Below are 16,924 nucleotides of genomic sequence, written 5' to 3' on the forward strand. Positions count from 1 at the left end.
CCAAAACCAGGAACGAAATAATGACACCCGCAATTGATTTACTTAAAAAACAAAAAATTCCTTTTATCTTGCACACTTATGATCATGATCCAAACAATCAACATTTTGGTGATGAAGCAGCAGAAAAATTAGGCATTGATCCTAACCGCTCTTTTAAAACCTTACTTGTGGCAGAAAATGGCGATCAGAAAAAACTCGCTTGTTTTGTGCTTGCAACGGCTAATATGCTGAATTTAAAGAAAACAGCAAAATCTATCGGTGTGAAAAAAGTGGAAATGGCGGATAAAGATGCAGCACAAAAAAGTACAGGCTATCTTGTAGGTGGAATTAGCCCGCTCGGTCAAAAGAAACGCGTGAAAACCGTGATAAATTCCACCGCACTTGAGTTTGAAACGATTTATGTTTCTGGCGGAAAACGTGGGCTAAGTGTAGAAATTGCGCCACAAGATTTAGCAAAAGTATTAGGCGCAGAATTTACTGATATTGTTGATGAATAACTGATGGATTTATAAACTTAAAGGCGGATTTATTCCGCCTTTTTGACTAATTCAACTCTTCCAATAATTTACCCAATCCACTCTGGCGTTTGACGGTCTGGCGAATTGCTGTTTTCCATATTTTTTCATCGGCAAATACAGTGAGTTCTTTTTTCGCACGAGTCACGCCCGTGAAAACTAATTCTCGCGACAATACTGGATTTACTTCTGTAGGAAGCACCATGACGGTATGTTCAAATTCGGAACCTTGAGATTTATGAATCGTCATCATAAAAGCGGGTTCATGTGCTGGAATTCGGCTTGTCAGCACTTCTCTATTGCCAAACCATACTTTACCATTCGCCAAGCACAGTCCAATATCGCCGTTATAAAGGCGAACATTATGATCGTTTTCAGTAATCATAATTGGCTTGCCGATATACCAATCTTGTTCATTACGGAACCAAAGCAATTTTTCCTCTCGCAACGCTAATGCGATTTCTTTATTGAGATTTTCAACACCTAAATCGCTATTACGAAGTGCGGTTAAAAATCTCACAGAATTAAATTGTGCTTGAATAGCTTCGGCATAGGAAATGCCTTGTTCATTTTTAGCGTTAGGATCAATTTTTTGTTTACGTAAATCATCCAACATTTTTAAGAAAGTGCGGTAATTTTCCACCGCACTTTTTACTACTTGATTAACCGTATCGCTTTCATCATTTAAGGCATTAAAGTGCAATTCTTGCGGATAATGTTCAAATAACCCAAGGCTATCGTCTGCTTTGCCTTTTTGAATGAATTCAGCTAACTTGCCAATACCTGAATCTTTATCAAAACGACGGCTTTCTGTTAGATGGCATAAACAATCACGTATTGGATTTGAACAATCAGTACCTTTTACTTCGTATCCTGTCGTCGCTTGCAAATATGCAGCTTGTTCATGACTATAAGGTTGATTAACAAATTGTGCCAATTCTCCCAATACAGCTCCCGCCTCGACAGAGGCTAATTGCGCCTGATCGCCTAATAAAATTAATCGGGTTTCGGGCTTTAATGCATTGATAAGTTTTGCCATCATCGGCAAATCAATCATTGATGTTTCATCAATAACTAATACATCCAGCTGCAAAGGGTTATGTGTGTTATAGCGCGTGTAATCATTAAAGGCATTCACGCCCAGTAAACTATGCAAAGTGCTGACTTTTTGTGGAATCGCATTGAAAAGTGAATCGGATAAATTCATTTTTTCTTGCATAAAACTTAACGCATTTTTAATCGACTCTTCCAAACGAGAGGCTGCTTTGCCAGTCGGCGCAACCAATTTGATGTGTAATTTACAATCAAATAATTCTTGTAGAACGAGCAATAAACGGGTAACTGTGGTGGTTTTTCCTGTTCCTGGGCCACCTGTAATAATCGAAAATGGACTTTTAATCGCCGTTGCCACCGCGACTTTTTGCCAATCTATTTTTTCCTGTTTTTCAGGGAAATATTTATCCAATTTTTGATGAATTTCATCATAAGAAAAGGCTAAAGTGCGGTGTTTTTTTAAAGTGTTTTTTATGTATTGTGCGATACGGTATTCATCTTGCCAAGCGCGATAGAAATACAACGCGCCAAATTGAAATGCCATTGGCGCAATTTGATTGACGGGATCTTGCGTAAATGCCATATGCCCGCACAACGCACATTGCCAATCTTCCACAGGTAAATAACCAATTTTTTCACGAATTTCAGCTAAATAATTTTCTTCCGTTGTACGATAAGCCAAACCAAATAAATTATGTTCTAAATAGCGATCTAATTGGCTGCAAGTATTTCCCTGCGTATAACGCCAACTACAAAGTGCGGCTAATAATATGGCTAAATTTTTGACTGGCTCCGCATAATCCGTATGGCATTGTTTATCTGCTATCAATTTAGCAAAATAATAATCACCTTGAGAAAGAATGCCCTGCTCTTTAAGTTTTTGTAATACAGATAACATTAAAACACCCCATCTAATTCTGTGATTAATTCAACACTTGGACGATCATAAAATACGCCAGATTGTGGCTCACCGTTCATTCCACGTAAGAAAAGATAAAATACCCCGCCGAAATCTCGCGCATAATCGTAATGAGGCACAACGCTTTGCAAATAACGGTGTAATGCCAGCGTATAAATTAAATATTGCCAATCATAGTGACTGTGTAACATTTCTTTTTTCAATATCTCTTGATTGTAATCAGCAAGGGTTGAACCTAAGAAATTAGATTTATAATCAACAAGATAATATTTCCCATTATGGCGGAAAACTAAGTCAATCGAACCTCGCACCATGCCTTGAATTTTTTCAAATTGAAGTGGCTCGCTTGGTAAATGATGATGGGCTTTCAACGCGCGATTAAACGCTTCAACATCAAAATGTTCCCGAATAGCCAGATAAAATGGCATTTCTTTAATGCAATCTTTATTTGCCAAATTAGCTAATGCTATTCCTATTTCATTAGAAAGTGGCGTATGTAAAATCTGTTGTAGCCAATTTTGTAGCGGCTCTGTAAAAGTTTCATCTAATTGTAGGGATTGTCTTAATTTGCCAATTTCTTCTGTATTTGCTAAATCAGAAAAATAGCAATTTTCAAAATGGCGATGCAATGCAGTCCCGACTTGTTTACCTCGTGGTAAATCTAAAATGCTTGATTCATTTTCGCTTAAAAGTGCGGTCGAAATTTTAATAGCATTTTGGCTATCATAATCTTTTACATCATCAAAAACAGCCTGTTTTTTACCCGCACTTTCAGTGAAATAATTTTGTCGGCGATGACCTTGTTCAATTGAAGTAAAACTGGTTATTCGCCAATCTTGCTCAATATTGCCCGTAAATTCTGCGGCTTTAAGCTCATCATTTTTTATATTGATTGATAAAGCCGTCAAAGCCTCTAAATTTGGCTTAGTGCAGATTTCCACATTATCTTGCATTTTTTCTTTAAAGGTTTGCAACAACGTCTCGGTATTTTTAGAATCTGACAAATTTATTTCTTTGCCTATTTCGCCTTGGCTTAATACATAATGTAAGGCATTCCATTTTTTATCAAATTGCGTAGGCAAAGAGAATGCCATTTGATATTTGGCACGGGTTAAAGCCACATAAAGTAAACGTAACTCTTCCGCAAAAGTTTCTTCATAAAGTGCGTTTAAATTACGATTTTCCATATCCCATAAGGTTTCATCTCGTTCTTTAGAATAATAAATATTGATGTCTTTTTTACTTGGATCTTTGCTCGGCACAGCTAAAAATGGTAGCCAAACTAAATCGTATTCTAAGCCTTTGGATTTATGGATTGTCACTATTTTTACCAACTGGCGTTCACTTTCTAAACGAATTTGAGCCTCTTGACGACCTTCGCCTTGAATTTGTTTTTCAAACCAACTAAGCAATTCAGCTTCACTTTCGTGTAGCGTGGCAGCTTGTTGTAAAATTTCTGCCAAATGTAGGAAATCCGTTAAATCTCGCTCGCCTGTTGCTTGGCTTAATAATCGAGCTGAAATGCCTTGCTCCAATAAAATTTGATGTAACATTGCCAATATTCCTTGGCGTTGCCAAGTTTGTTGGTATTGAGCAAAGCTATCTGCCCAACGTTGCCAATCTGCCTCATTTTGCTGAATTTGATGAATATCTGCCGCATTTAAGCCAAAAAGTGCGGTTGCAATCGCATTCAAAATTGGACGTTCTGCCACATTCAAACAGGCTTTAAGCACCCAAGCTAATTCTTTCGCAATATTGCTATCAAATACGCTATTTTGATCAGAAAGATAAACCGACGCGATCCCTAATTTTTGCAATTCATTTTTTACTAAAGCCGCTTCATTTTTATCACGCACCAATACGGCAATATTCTCCGCTTGTAAGCTTTTACAGGTATCTTCGTTTTGAAAAACTGCCTGATTTTCTGCCGCACTTTTTAGCCAATGTTGAATAGAAATAGCACATATTTTTGCCATTTCAGTTTTATTCACTTTGTCACTTTCAGTTTTATTTACTTTGTCACTTTCAGTTTTATTTACTTTGTCACTTTCAGTTTTATTTACTTTGTCACTTTCAGTTTTATTTACTTTGTCACTTTCAGTTTTATTTACTTTGTCACTTTCAGTTTTATTTACTTTGTCACTTTCAGTTTTATTTACTTTGTCACTTTCAGTTTTATTTACTTTGTCACTTTCAGTTTTATTTACTTTGTCACTTTCAGTTTTATTCACTTTGTCACTTTTAGTTAGATAAAAACGATAAGCTGGTTCGGCTTTGCCATTTAAATAAAATCGCAGATGATCATCACGAGAATCAACAGCAGTAAAGTTAATATTTTGATAAATAAATGGCGATTGAGGAAAATCAAACAACGCATTTACGCCATCAACCAAATGCTTCTCTGACCGATAATTTTTAGTGAGTTCAAAGCGAGATTGGGCTTCATCTGAGGCTTTTAGATAAGTAAAAATATCTGCACCACGGAAACGATAAATCGCCTGTTTCGGATCGCCAATCATAATAAAACCAGTATTTTTTTCGGGATTATCACGATAAATTTTTGAAAAAATAGCGTATTGTTGTGAATCCGTATCCTGAAATTCATCAATCATCGCAAAAGGATATTGGAAACGAATCATTTCCGATAATTCATCTCCTTGCTCACCTTGCAAGGCTTCACAAAGCAAACGCAATAAATCATCAAAGGATTTTTCTTGATGATTAAGTTTATAGTCTAAAAGTTTTTGTTGTAGACCTTGGCGATAATGATAAAGAGTGAGCTTGCTTAGTAAATCTGGTGTCATTAAGGCATTAACGCGCTTTTCAAGCTCTGCAAAAATCGGGGAATAAAAAGGCGTTGCGGGTTTTTTATCTTTATTTTTATCCGTTGATTCTTCGCAATTTTTCTCAATAGATGATTGTAGGAAATAGTCTTTCAATGTGGTATTAATTTGATAATCTCTAGGATTATTTGACCATTGATTAATTTTATTAATCCAATCCCCTAAACGCTTTACTTGGTACTTTTTACGATTTAACGATTTCAACTGATCTTTTGGATAATCTTTCACCAGTTCATTGGTAATAATCGCTGAAATTTCATCCGCACTTTCTAACCAAAATGCCTTTAATTCATTCAACGCCTTTTGATAACCACCAAGATATTGCGGTAAAAAGATTTGTATTGGTACAGATAACGCCTGTTTATTTTCAATCTCCACCTGCAAATCTTTACCTAAATCCGCTTTCAATAAAGACAACACATTTGCTGGTGATACTAATTCTGTCGCGATAAAATTCGCAGATTCAAAATCCAACGGATAAAAATGCTCTCGCCAAAATTCATTAGCAAAACGAACTAACAAATCAGATTGATCTTTAATTAATTCTAAATTGAAATGAATGCCAGAATGGAAAGCATATTGCATCAACATACGGCGACAAAAACCGTGAATGGTATAAATCGACGCCAAATCCATATTTTGTTCAGCTAGCTTTAAGCGATGAATTGCCTCAAAAATATCTAAATCCTGAGAAAGTGCGGTAAGAAATTCATCATTTTTAAATGAGGATTTATCTTTGGTTTCTGCAAAGGCTGTGAGTTTATCAATCGCATCTGTTATACGCTCACGAATTTTTTTCTTGAGTTCTTCTGTCGCCATTTCCGTAAAGGTTACCACCAGAATTTCTTCCACATTTAACGGACGAGAAAAGTTATTTTCTCCTGCCTTTAATAAAAGTCGGAGATATAAAGAACCAATAGTATAGGTTTTCCCTGTACCAGCGGATGCTTCAATTAAGCTAATTTGATTTAAAGGCAACGTGATGGGATTTAGTGGGATTGTTTCGGCCATAGATTTTAACAGATGAGAACTAATGGCATTATTTTACAAAATTTGAAGTCACAAATGCAAAAAAGGACGCTTTTCAGCGTCCTAATTTAAAAACTATTTCTCTAACTTCCTTAAATCATCACAAGCATATTGAGAACCGTTATCACAAGCCTTACGGAACCATTCTTTAGCTTCAGAAAGATTACGTTTCACGCCTTGTCCATTTCTATACATCACACCCAAATTATTTTGAGCAGCTACATTGCCTTGTTCAGCCAATGGCAGCCAAAGTTTGAAGGCTTTTTGATAATCGCGTTTATTGTAGGATTCAACGGCTTGTTGAAACTGCTGTTCTGGCGTATCTGCCCAAGCAGTAGATTGAAAAGAAAAAATTGAAGTAGCTAACAATGCGCTAGTGAGAAATGTTTTTGTTAGTTTCATAGAATAATCTCTAAATTGATTTATAAAAGAAGATAAATTTTTGTCCAGTAAGATATTTTCTTTTTACAGAGGTATTCACACTCAGTACAGATAAAAAACTCGGAGACAAAAACAAATTTTATTCAGCACGATTTTCTTGTTGCTTTTCAGACAAAGTAAATCCACTAAATCCCAATCCTTTTAATAAAAAATGAGTCACGTCTTTAGACAATGACTCCTTGCGACCTTTAAATCCACGCATATCACCAAAAGGCTCAAAACTTGCAATGTTTTTTATTTCTTCATTAACTAATTTGGCATATATTAAACAATCAGTAATAGCTTGTCGTAATTGATCTTCTTTTACTTGTTTTCCGTGTACTACTTTATCACGTATTTTTTCAGCTTCTTTTAATTGTTTTATAATACTATCTGGTAACGGTTTATTAAAAATATTCTTATAAATTTGTTTAAATCCATCACGTGTTAAATGATGATAATTCACGATATTTCTTGCAACTTCTATATCTGCAGCAAATAACTTTACAGCACCGCCATAAAGTAATCTATTTTGTCCTTGTTCGATTTTAAAAAACAAATAAGCAATAGCAATTTCGTAGTCACCTTTGATAAGTTCTGGAAGATATTCAAAATATTTTTGAATATCTTCTGGCAACGATTGGTATTCAGTCAAAATTCCTTTATAGCTCTTGATTATTTTTTTCATTTCTTCAGTTTTCATAACATGATCTCCATTATTTGCTTAAATTGTAAAAATTCTCACAACTCTCTGCTATACGACCATTAATACAAGCCTTACGGAACCATTCTTTAGCTTCAGAAAGATTACGTTTCACGCCTTGTCCTTCATAATAGTTTACACCCAAATAAAATTGAGCATTTGCATTGCCTTGTTCAGCTGCTTTGCGATACCATTTCACCGCTTCGGCATAATCTTGTTTGACGCCTTTTCCTTCGTAATACATATTACCCAAATTAAGTTGAGCATTTGCTTTGCCTTGTTCAGCTGCTTTGCGATACCATTTCACCGCTTCGGCATAATCTTGTTTGACGCCTTTTCCTTCGTAATACATATTACCCAAATTAAATTGAGTATTTGCATTGCCTTGTTCAGCCAATGGCAACCAAAGTTTAAAGGCTGTTTGATAATCACCTTTCTTTGCAGATTCAAGTCCTTGTTTAAATTGCTGTTCTGGCGTATCTGCCCAAGCAGTAGATTGAAAAGAAAAAATTGAAGTAGCTAACAATGCGCTAGTGAGAAGTGTTTTTGTCAGTTTCATAACATACCTATTAATTAACCTTAATTGAAATACCAAACTTTTTGTTTAGCAAGATGTTTTGTTGTTATCTCTGTAAAGAGATAACAACACCCAGTATACTGGGTGCAAAAAGGTTAAAAATTAAACTTTAAATAACTAACAAAAGTGCCTTTTTATTATTTATATTTAATCGCTTAAAAGATAGAAATAGGCTAAAAAACACACTGCTTTTAGGAGGACAATTTAGCGAAATTATCAATTTAGAATTTATAGAAAAGATAGACTTATCTATCATAATAATGAAAAAAGGACGCCTTTCAGCGTCCTAATTCTTCTTTATCTAAACTTTAAAAAATTAAAGTGCAGATTTTGCTTTTTCAACTAATGCAGCGAACGCTACTTTGTCGAATACAGCGATATCAGCAAGAATCTTACGGTCGATTTCAACAGATGCTTTTTTCAAGCCGTTGATGAATTTGCTGTAAGATAAACCATTTTGACGCGCTGCAGCGTTGATACGTGCAATCCATAATTGACGGAATTGACGTTTACGTTGACGACGGTCACGATATGCGTATTGACCAGCTTTGATCACTGCTTGGAAAGCAACGCGATACACGCGTGAACGTGCACCATAATAACCTTTAGCAGCCTTAAGAACTTTCTTATGGCGTGCTCTTGCAATAACACCACGTTTTACACGAGCCATTATTTAATCTCCTATGTAATATTTTTCTAAAATGAACTAATCGTACGTTTTGCTTAAATAACGGCTTATGCGTATGGTAAGCAAGCTACTACTAAAACTTGGTCTGCTTTCGCAACCATTGATTTATGACGTAAATGACGTTTACGTTTAGTTGTTTTTTTAGTCAAAATATGACGTAAGTGAGATTGTTTACGCTTGAAACCACCAGAAGCAGTTTTTTTGAAGCGCTTCGCTGCGCCGCGTACTGTTTTGATTTTAGGCATTGTTAAAATAACTCCGCATTTTTCGTTTAAAACAACATAATCAGGCGAACTTAAAAAGTTACTTGGAAGCACTGATCATTTCCATCATAAGGCAAATTAAATTGCCTTTTCAAAAGCAGTTAGGCTGCGTAGTTTGCCCAACGTGCAGTTGTCTTTTCATTTAAGTCAAACTTAAACAAAAAGATTTGCTGAGAAATCTCAGCAAAATTCTTATTTTTTCTTAGGTGCTAACACCATTACAGCCTGACGGCCTTCTAATTTACCTGGTGCAGATTCAACGACAGAAATTTCAGCTAAATCATTTTTTACGCGCTCTAACACATCAAAACCAATGTCTTGGTGAGCCATTTCACGACCGCGGAAACGCACGGTAATTTTTGCTTTGTCTCCGTCTTCTAAGAAACGGATTAAGCTACGTAATTTAACTTGATAGTCACCTTCGTCTGTGCCTGGACGGAATTTAATTTCCTTTACTTGCACAACTTTTTGTTTTTTCTTTTGTTCTTTAGCGGTTTTACTTTTCTCGTAAAGGAATTTACCGTAGTTCATAATGCGACAAACCGGCGGCTCAGCATTTGGGCTAATTTCAACAAGATCAAGCTCTGCTTGCTCTGCCATTTCTAGGGCTTGTTGAATAGAAACAATCCCTGCTTGTTCACCATCTTGGTCAATTAAACGAACTTCTTTTACACGAATCTCTTCATTGATACGGTTTGGGCGATTTACTGCCGGCGCTTTTTTTACGGTTTTAATAATCGTATTCCTTCTATTGGTTAATAGTAAAAATCTTTTCGCTAAAAATAAAAGATTTCAAATTTGTTGCCCGTTAAGGAACGGGAAAAATCTTGCGGATTTTATAGTATTCACACCACTTATGCAACAAAATTTAGCCTTTAAGCGAAATTTCTACGCTTAAACTTTCGCCAAATTCAAGTAAATGATGAATGCGAGCTGTTTCTAAGCACAACATTGTTTGATAGCCTGTTTCACTCATTCCACTCGTCTTTTTGTGCCAAGGATTCCAAAGGACAAATTGGCTTGCATTATGATGATGCAGTGCAATTGTACGATTGAAACTTTTATCTACGATTTGATTCTGCATTTTTTCTGCGGAATAAATGCAATCAACATTTTCAGAAATGTGACGCGGTGACGGAACGTTTTCTTGTTGTTGGTTTAAGCTATTAAAACAAGTTTCAGGTAAACCCTGTACTTCCACTCGATTAATATCCCCAATATTGAAATAGGTATGCAACGCTACTTGTGCAGGTTCTTCGCCATAATGTGTGAAAGTTAAATGACATTTATCTGTGAACACCATTACAATTTTAGCTTCGATAATATTTAAATCAGAAAACAACTCAAATTCTAACCGCACTTTATGTGCTGAAATATCATAATGGCTTAACTGCCATAAGCGAATACGAGCTGTGCCGTGCGCAGGTTGTTTTACGCCACCAAACCAAGGATAACAAATCGGTACACCCCCACGAATAGCGTTGCCACTTTCAAATAGTTCTACTTCACTTAGCCATAATACATCTTGTTTCGCATTTTGCGGTTTCCAACTTATAAGCTGTGCGCCTTGCAAGGAAATTTTTGCAGTTCCAACAGCATGTTTTAAGTGAAGAACTGGAATGTCGTTATGTTGAACAAGGTGAAGCTCTGGTGTCAGTATTTTTAGTAATGTTGTTTTCATGTTTATTCCTGTAGTTTTAAAAGATAAATAAGGTTCAGAGATAACAAAGGGCGTATCAGATACGCCCTTAATCTACGACTTTGGTTAAATTTCGTCAATAATTCGATAAACCCAATTTTCCAGCGGGTCATTCAGACGTTTCATCTCAGCGCGCATTTCTTCCAACATCTCTTTTTTGATGGTGTTATATTGTGAATCATAGAATAAATTATGCATTTCTTCCGGATCGTTACGGATATTATAAAGTTCACAAACATCAGTCGCATTAAACACGAGTTTATAATCTTTACGACGCCACATGCGTTGTTCAAAATACACAAAATGCCCCGCTAGCTGACCAAGCACACCTTTTCTTTGGTTATCTTGGTGTTGACGCATAATCGGGAGAATACTCTGCCCTTCAAAACTTCCAGGAACTTTTTGATTAGCTAAATCAAAAACTGTCGAGGTTAAGTCGTGAAGATAGACAAAGTTATCATCTTCTTGATTGACTCGGTCTGAATTTGGATCTTTGATAATCATCGGAATGTTGTAGGTGGCATCAAACATAAATTCACCTTTTTCAATCATTCGATGCGCTCCCATTGCATCACCATGATCTGCGGTTGCTACCAAGAAAGTGCGGTCATAAAGGCCGTTTTTTTCTAAGTATTCGAATAATTCACCGATTGCATCATCAATTAAGGTGATATACCCCCAGAATTTTGTGATGACCTCTTTCCAATGATCTTCGCTCGCCTCCCACATTCCCCACATTTTTGAAATGGTGCGGAAATGACCTGGTTTGCCCTCTAACGGTTTAAAGAAACTTTTATCAAGTACCACATCTTCTTTTCGATACATGGAATAATAAGGTTCTGGCACGATACAAGGCGTGTGTGGCCCCCAGAAGTTTATCCATGCAAAGAACGGCTTGCCTTCATCTAATGATTCTTGAATATATTTTTTCGCTTCATCAATGATGAAATAAGGGATAGTTTGATCTTTTGTGCCTGAGAGTAAACCGCAAAGTTCTTGTACTCTTAAATGTGGGTTATCACCAAAGTAGGCGCGACTTACTTCTGGGATTTCATACCCCTTTTCTTCTAACCATTCTTTATAACGATTAGAATGTGTTGGCGGTTGGTTAAAGACTAAATTTTTATATACTCCACTGCCGGGATAGCCATAACCATCAAAGTTATGACCTTTAATCCCGTAATCTTCGGGTACGGATTTAGTACCTACGTGCCATTTCCCTACAACATAAGTGTTATAGCCAGCCAATTTACCGATATTCGGTTTTTCTTGGCTAATTTCACCAGTACCACCTTTTTCCCCATTTTTAATAATGCCGTGAGACGACGGCATTAATCCAGTAAAAAGTGAAGTGCGTGCAGGACCGCAAACAGACGCTGGAGTGAAGGCGTTATTAAAGCGAACGCCATCTTTTGCCAAACGATCTAAATTCGGAGTTTTCACAATTTGGTGACCATAAGGCCCCAACATATCTTTACGAATTTGATCCAGTAGAATATAAATAATGTTCATTATTTAGCCTCTTTATCTCGTACAACAAATAACACGATAATTTGTAACACCGCCCATACGCCTAGCACCATTGATGGATTGCCAGATTCTGATGCCATACCAAGTGGTGAAAGGAAAGTATAAAGCGCAAGTAAACCTAAGATTAAAGACACGCTGGTTACTTTTAAGTATTTCCAGTTAGTTAAATCTACGTTACCTAAGTTTTCTTTGTTTTCAATGTAAGGTTCACGGCGTAAGAATTGTCCTAAGATGAGCATTAATACAACATCAAATACGAATAATCCGCCCATAACATACACAAAGTTGATTTTGACATTAAACACCCAAACGATGCAGAAGTACAAGATAACGTGAGCAAGTAAAGCGATACGTGCCGCTTTGCCAGATACCGTTTTGTTAAACATACCTACGGCAAATAAAGCAACGATTGGAATATTCACAAATCCTGCGAAACGTTTAGTGATTAAGAAAATACCATCTGTACCAAACATGAGTAACGGAGCGAAAATCATAGTGACAATAGCCATAATGGTAGAAACTTTTTTCGCATAAGAAATTAATTCTTCTTCTGACCGCACTTTTTTGCTGATAGAAGGCAATAGGTCTTTACAGTAAATGGTTGCTGCCGAATTTAAGAATGAGTTAAAGGTACTTAAAATTGCGCCAAATAATGCAGCAATAAAGAAACCTTGTAACCAAGTTGGCAATACTTTGTTTACTAATAATGGATAAGACGCATCAATTGGATTTACGCCTTCACCTAAAATATGGAAACTCAATAAACCTGGAAGGTTTAAAATGATCGGTAAAGTTAATAAGAATAGTGCCGCGATCAAAATACCTTTTTGACCTGATTGTAAATCTTTCGCACCTAAGCAACGTTGTACGATAGCTTGGTTCGTTGTCCAATAGAAAAAGTGAACAACCATAATACCGGTGAAAATCGTTGGCCAAGGTGTGGCATCTGTTTCGCTACCAATCGCATTCCATTTTTCAATGTACGTTGTTGTGATTGTGTGTAAACCTTCAGAGAAACTGCCATCGCCTAAATACATCAAGGCAAAGAATGGTACAAGCAATGCGCCAATGACTAAAATCACCGCATTGATCGTGTCTGATACCGCCACTGCTTTCAAACCACCAAAAATCGCATAAATAGCCCCTACAACACCAATCGCAATAACGGTGTAAGTTATGGCCGCCCCATAACTTAAGCCAAATGCGGTTTCTAAGTTGAAGATTTTATTAAAAGCGATTGCACCAGTATAAAGTGCGGTTGGAATTACGATGAAAAGATAAAAGACTAAGAAAAGCGTGGACATAATCAAGCGAGTTTGACGGTCGAAACGGCTTTCAAAAAACTCTGGCACCGTTGTATAACCGTTACGCAAATATTTCGGCAACATATAAAGTGCCAAGAAACAAAGCGGAATAACCGTTGGAACGGTCCATGCGATAATGGAAAAGTTTCCTTTATAAGAGACCGCATTTACACCGATCAGTTGTTCTGTTGAGAGTGAAGTTAATACCATTGAGCAACCAATCACTAAACCGCTTAATCCGCGACCAGCCAAAAAATATCCTTTTGAAGATTTTAAATCATCCCCTTTTGTTTTTAACCAAGAAATATAAGCAACCACACCAGTTACAATGAGGAAGCTGAGTATCGTCATAAGCATATGTTGTCCTCCCTATATCGATCAACATAGCGTAAAGATAATATAACGCTCTATAAAGGGTTATGATAATTGTCATATTAAGATTGTGAGGTGGATCACAGAAATAATAATTGAAGATAAATTCAATGGTTTTTATTTTCTGGCAGTTGAAAAAACAATAAAAAAATGCGGTCAAAAAACCATAAAAATTATGACCGCACTTTGATTAGAATCCTATTCGTCTTGCGAATAAGTTCCACTGCATAATTCAAATCATTTTTCATAATACTTTTCTCTGTCCATTTTTCATTGATGAAATAATACCCGCTTGTTCCAACTGTTCTAGAATTTGCCCAGCTCGATTAAAACCCAACATAAATCTGCGTTGAATCATTGAGCAAGATGCGAATTTTTGTTGTTGCACAAATTTTTTTACATCCTCAAAAGTGGATCGCGCGTATCAATTACTTTCATTGACATAATTTTTCTCCTCTGTCGTTTTTATAACTCCCTAGAAAAAGGCTTAAGAGTGCTATAAGAAGTAAAACCTTTCTTTTATGGGAAAATTATATGGAAGGGAGCGACAACGTGTGTCGTTTGCGAATGTTGAAAGCGGTTATTTTTAGAAGATTTTTTGCAAATAAGTTTATCTGTATTGCAAGATGTACAATTATCTGTTTATATATACATGTAACTTATTAAGGAAAAGAACATGAATAACCAAAACCCAATTGAAATTTACCAAGCTCAAGATGGCACAACTCAAGTGGAAGTGAGATTTGAAAATGACACCGTTTGGCTTTCCCAAGCGCAGATGGCTATGTTATTTGGTAAAGATATTCGCACCATCAATGAGCACATTACCAATATATTTGATGACGAAGAACTTGAGAAAGAATCAACTATCCGGAAATTCCGGATAGTTCGCCAAGAAGGTAAACGCCAAGTCAATCGTGAAATTGAGCATTATGATTTAGATATGATTATCTCTGTTGGTTATAGAGTAAAATCTAAACAAGGCATTAGTTTCCGCCGTTGGGCAACTGCACGTTTAAAAGAATATCTGACTCAAGGCTATACCATTAACCAAAAACGTTTACAGCAAAATGCTCACGAATTAGAACAAGCACTTGCGCTTATTCAAAAAACGGCAAATTCATCGGAATTAACGCTAGAAAGCGGTCGCGGATTAGTGGATATTGTCAGCCGTTATACGCATACGTTTTTATGGCTACAACAATATGATGAAGGTTTACTTGCCGAACCACAAACACAGCAAGGCGGTACATTACCGACTTATGCTGAGGCTTGTTCTGCACTAGCAGAGTTAAAATCACAGTTGATGGCAAAAGGTGAAGCAAGTGATCTGTTTGGACGTGAACGAGATAACGGCTTATCTGCGATTCTAGGTAATTTAGATCAAAGTGTATTTGGTGAACCCGCTTATCCAAGCATTGAAGCAAAAGCAGCGCATTTACTTTATTTTGTCGTCAAGAACCATCCTTTTTCAGATGGTAATAAACGTAGTGGCGCATTTTTATTTGTAGATTTCTTACATAGAAATGGGCGTTTGTTTGATCATAATGGGCATCCAGTTATCAATGATACTGGGCTTGCCGCACTCACTTTATTAGTCGCAGAATCTGATCCGAAACAAAAAGAAACGCTTATTAGGCTTATTATGCATATGCTTAAACATAAGCAAGATAAGTAACGATAAATAGCGACCGAAGTCGCTATTTGTTTAAAAAGTGCGGTCGATTTTCTATATATTTTTAACGTTCTCCAATAACTCGGCGACCAGTTTCGGAACGCCCTCACCCGCTTTTTCTTTTATTGCGATAACTTGCTTACGAACAAACCCTGTATTTGGATTAGGATCGATCAAATAGATAAGTGAACCGTATGGAGCTAAGTTTACCAATCCATTAGCTGGATAAACTTGTAATGAAGTGCCAATAACAATCACAATATCTGCCTTTTTCACTAACTTTTCTGCTTTAGGAAACATGGGTACATTTTCCCCAAAAAAGACTATATGTGGACGCATTGGATGACCGTGATTATCCTTATCCTCTAACAGTTGATCACCCAAACATGGAACAATGTAATCGGTATTAAAACTGCTGCGAGCTTTATTCAATTCTCCATGTAAATGGAGTACGTTAGTACTTCCCGCTCGCTCATGTAAATCATCCACATTTTGAGTGATTATATGAACTTCATAAAACTCTTCCAATTCAACCAAAGCCAGGTGTGCTGCATTAGGCTCTGCAGCTTGAGCATTACGACGTCGTTCATTATAAAACGCCAATACTTTTGCTCGGTTTTTCTTCAAGGCTTCGGGCGTACAAACTTCTTCTATTTTATGTCCTGCCCACAAGCCATCTTCCGCTCTAAAAGTAGGAATACCACTTTCGGCACTAATTCCAGCTCCCGTTAATACCACGCAAATTGGTTTATTTTTCTCTGTCATTTTTCAGGCTCCTTTTGTTCTAAAATTTCATCAATCTGTCTATCTCTAGCCATCATGCCAAATATATTCCCTGCTTTATAAAGAGGTTGATAAACATAACTTTCAATATGTAAGAATGGCTTATCTGAAAGGCGTTGGAAATATTGTGTACCAAAATGAACATGTTCGCCTTGAAATTTGCCAGCACCATTTTTAGTACGATCATCAATTAAATAATCGCCTTGGTTCAGGTTTTTATGGTGAGATAAAATTAACCGTTTGTACAATGCCGAGCCTTTTTCTTCACTGAAATAATGCTGAATCCATTTTACTTTATCGCTCCAAGCCGAAGGATTATGCCAAGGTGCGGTAGAAAGTGCGTAAATATGGTATTTCTTCATCAATTTATGAACGGCAGAAATCGCGTTTGGCATAGGGTCCATTAAGCTAAAAATGCCCTCGACTTCATCATATCGACCTTCATACTCTTGCTTGGTTTTCTCATCTAATTTTGCAATACCAGACGGGAAATCAACCATCACATTATCCATATCAATATAAACAATTTTCTTCATTTTAATGCCCTCTCT

The 16,924-nt window shown here is 36.6% G+C and carries 14 protein-coding genes and 3 pseudogenes; 2 read left to right on the forward strand and 15 right to left on the reverse strand.

Annotation, left to right across the window (positions count from 1 at the left end):
• Positions 1-20 precede the first annotated feature (20 nt).
• The gene (ybaK, locus tag DV424_RS00365) at positions 21-497 is read left to right on the forward strand and encodes a Cys-tRNA(Pro) deacylase (protein ID WP_118858682.1); all 477 of its coding nucleotides are present in this window, start codon (positions 21-23) and stop codon (positions 495-497) included.
• 46 nt (positions 498-543) lie between these two features.
• Here the strand turns inward: ybaK and recD are convergent, their stop codons facing one another.
• The 13 genes and pseudogenes from recD to DV424_RS00430 all read right to left on the reverse strand — a co-directional run bounded on the left by recD (position 544) and on the right by DV424_RS00430 (position 14,359).
• Positions 544-2,466, reverse strand: a complete 1,923-nt coding sequence (recD, locus tag DV424_RS00370; RefSeq protein WP_118858683.1) for an exodeoxyribonuclease V subunit alpha — start codon at positions 2,464-2,466, stop codon at positions 544-546.
• A pseudogene (locus DV424_RS09035) lies at positions 2,466-4,493 on the reverse strand (3'-5' exonuclease); the annotation flags it as partial. The pseudogene DV424_RS09035 and the gene recD, both read right to left, overlap by 1 nt.
• A gap of 240 nt (positions 4,494-4,733) precedes the next feature.
• Positions 4,734-6,341: pseudogene (locus DV424_RS09040) on the reverse strand (UvrD-helicase domain-containing protein); the annotation flags it as partial.
• 93 nt (positions 6,342-6,434) lie between these two features.
• Positions 6,435-6,761, reverse strand: a complete 327-nt coding sequence (locus DV424_RS00385) for a tetratricopeptide repeat protein (RefSeq protein ID WP_118858684.1) — start codon at positions 6,759-6,761, stop codon at positions 6,435-6,437.
• Positions 6,762-6,879: 118 nt separating this feature from the next.
• Positions 6,880-7,482 (reverse strand): hypothetical protein, encoded by a 603-nt coding sequence (locus DV424_RS00390; protein WP_118858685.1) that lies wholly within the window; start codon positions 7,480-7,482, stop codon positions 6,880-6,882.
• Between the two features lie 13 nt (positions 7,483-7,495).
• Positions 7,496-8,041, reverse strand: a complete 546-nt coding sequence (locus DV424_RS00395) for a tetratricopeptide repeat protein (protein ID WP_118858686.1) — start codon at positions 8,039-8,041, stop codon at positions 7,496-7,498.
• 334 nt (positions 8,042-8,375) lie between these two features.
• Entirely contained in the window at positions 8,376-8,729 is a 354-nt protein-coding gene (gene rplT, locus DV424_RS00400; protein WP_005596075.1) for a 50S ribosomal protein L20, read from the reverse strand.
• Positions 8,730-8,794: 65 nt separating this feature from the next.
• Complete coding sequence (gene rpmI, locus DV424_RS00405) at positions 8,795-8,992, reverse strand: 50S ribosomal protein L35 (protein ID WP_005596065.1); 198 nt, start codon at positions 8,990-8,992, stop codon at positions 8,795-8,797.
• Between the two features lie 210 nt (positions 8,993-9,202).
• A complete protein-coding gene (gene infC, locus DV424_RS00410; protein WP_425613348.1) occupies positions 9,203-9,748 on the reverse strand; it encodes a translation initiation factor IF-3 in 546 nt (181 codons plus the stop codon).
• Positions 9,749-9,878: 130 nt separating this feature from the next.
• Positions 9,879-10,691, reverse strand: coding sequence for a D-hexose-6-phosphate mutarotase (locus DV424_RS00415; RefSeq protein ID WP_118858687.1), 813 nt, complete (start codon positions 10,689-10,691; stop codon positions 9,879-9,881).
• A gap of 84 nt (positions 10,692-10,775) precedes the next feature.
• Positions 10,776-12,221, reverse strand: coding sequence for a sulfatase family protein (locus tag DV424_RS00420; protein ID WP_118858688.1), 1,446 nt, complete (start codon positions 12,219-12,221; stop codon positions 10,776-10,778).
• On the reverse strand, positions 12,221-13,900 hold the full coding sequence (locus DV424_RS00425) for a solute:sodium symporter family transporter (RefSeq protein WP_118858689.1): 1,680 nt from the start codon (positions 13,898-13,900) through the stop codon (positions 12,221-12,223). Before DV424_RS00425 ends, DV424_RS00420 begins: the two co-directional genes overlap by 1 nt.
• A 259-nt stretch (positions 13,901-14,159) precedes the next feature.
• A pseudogene (locus tag DV424_RS00430) lies at positions 14,160-14,359 on the reverse strand (DNA translocase FtsK).
• A gap of 232 nt (positions 14,360-14,591) precedes the next feature.
• Between DV424_RS00430 and DV424_RS00435 the strand changes: the two are divergent.
• Positions 14,592-15,593, forward strand: coding sequence for a virulence RhuM family protein/type II toxin-antitoxin system death-on-curing family toxin (locus tag DV424_RS00435; protein WP_118858690.1), 1,002 nt, complete (start codon positions 14,592-14,594; stop codon positions 15,591-15,593).
• A gap of 51 nt (positions 15,594-15,644) precedes the next feature.
• Here DV424_RS00435 and DV424_RS00440 read toward each other — a convergent pair whose 3' ends face one another.
• Together DV424_RS00440 and DV424_RS00445 are read right to left on the reverse strand one after the other, a co-directional pair.
• Positions 15,645-16,355: an SIR2 family NAD-dependent protein deacylase gene (locus DV424_RS00440; RefSeq protein ID WP_118858691.1), complete on the reverse strand. Its 711-nt coding sequence runs from the start codon at positions 16,353-16,355 to the stop codon at positions 15,645-15,647.
• Positions 16,352-16,909 (reverse strand): 5' nucleotidase, NT5C type, encoded by a 558-nt coding sequence (locus tag DV424_RS00445; protein WP_118858692.1) that lies wholly within the window; start codon positions 16,907-16,909, stop codon positions 16,352-16,354. The genes DV424_RS00440 and DV424_RS00445 overlap by 4 nt, the downstream gene beginning before the upstream one ends.
• Positions 16,910-16,924 lie beyond the last annotated feature (15 nt).

The organism is Haemophilus haemolyticus, from assembly GCF_003493605.1.
Lineage (GTDB): Bacteria > Pseudomonadota > Gammaproteobacteria > Enterobacterales > Pasteurellaceae > Haemophilus > Haemophilus haemolyticus_J.

What these genes read in the sequence shown, in the direction of transcription:
- ybaK (WP_118858682.1), top strand. Translation starts at nt 21, where the DNA reads ATGACACCCGCAATTGATTTACTTAAAAAACAAAAAATTCCTTTTATC.
- recD (WP_118858683.1), bottom strand. Translation starts at nt 2,466, where the DNA reads ATGTTATCTGTATTACAAAAACTTAAAGAGCAGGGCATTCTTTCTCAA.
- DV424_RS00385 (WP_118858684.1), bottom strand. Translation starts at nt 6,761, where the DNA reads ATGAAACTAACAAAAACATTTCTCACTAGCGCATTGTTAGCTACTTCA.
- DV424_RS00390 (WP_118858685.1), bottom strand. Translation starts at nt 7,482, where the DNA reads ATGAAAACTGAAGAAATGAAAAAAATAATCAAGAGCTATAAAGGAATT.
- DV424_RS00395 (WP_118858686.1), bottom strand. Translation starts at nt 8,041, where the DNA reads ATGAAACTGACAAAAACACTTCTCACTAGCGCATTGTTAGCTACTTCA.
- rplT (WP_005596075.1), bottom strand. Translation starts at nt 8,729, where the DNA reads ATGGCTCGTGTAAAACGTGGTGTTATTGCAAGAGCACGCCATAAGAAA.
- rpmI (WP_005596065.1), bottom strand. Translation starts at nt 8,992, where the DNA reads ATGCCTAAAATCAAAACAGTACGCGGCGCAGCGAAGCGCTTCAAAAAA.
- DV424_RS00415 (WP_118858687.1), bottom strand. Translation starts at nt 10,691, where the DNA reads ATGAAAACAACATTACTAAAAATACTGACACCAGAGCTTCACCTTGTT.
- DV424_RS00420 (WP_118858688.1), bottom strand. Translation starts at nt 12,221, where the DNA reads ATGAACATTATTTATATTCTACTGGATCAAATTCGTAAAGATATGTTG.
- DV424_RS00425 (WP_118858689.1), bottom strand. Translation starts at nt 13,900, where the DNA reads ATGCTTATGACGATACTCAGCTTCCTCATTGTAACTGGTGTGGTTGCT.
- DV424_RS00435 (WP_118858690.1), top strand. Translation starts at nt 14,592, where the DNA reads ATGAATAACCAAAACCCAATTGAAATTTACCAAGCTCAAGATGGCACA.
- DV424_RS00440 (WP_118858691.1), bottom strand. Translation starts at nt 16,355, where the DNA reads ATGACAGAGAAAAATAAACCAATTTGCGTGGTATTAACGGGAGCTGGA.
- DV424_RS00445 (WP_118858692.1), bottom strand. Translation starts at nt 16,909, where the DNA reads ATGAAGAAAATTGTTTATATTGATATGGATAATGTGATGGTTGATTTC.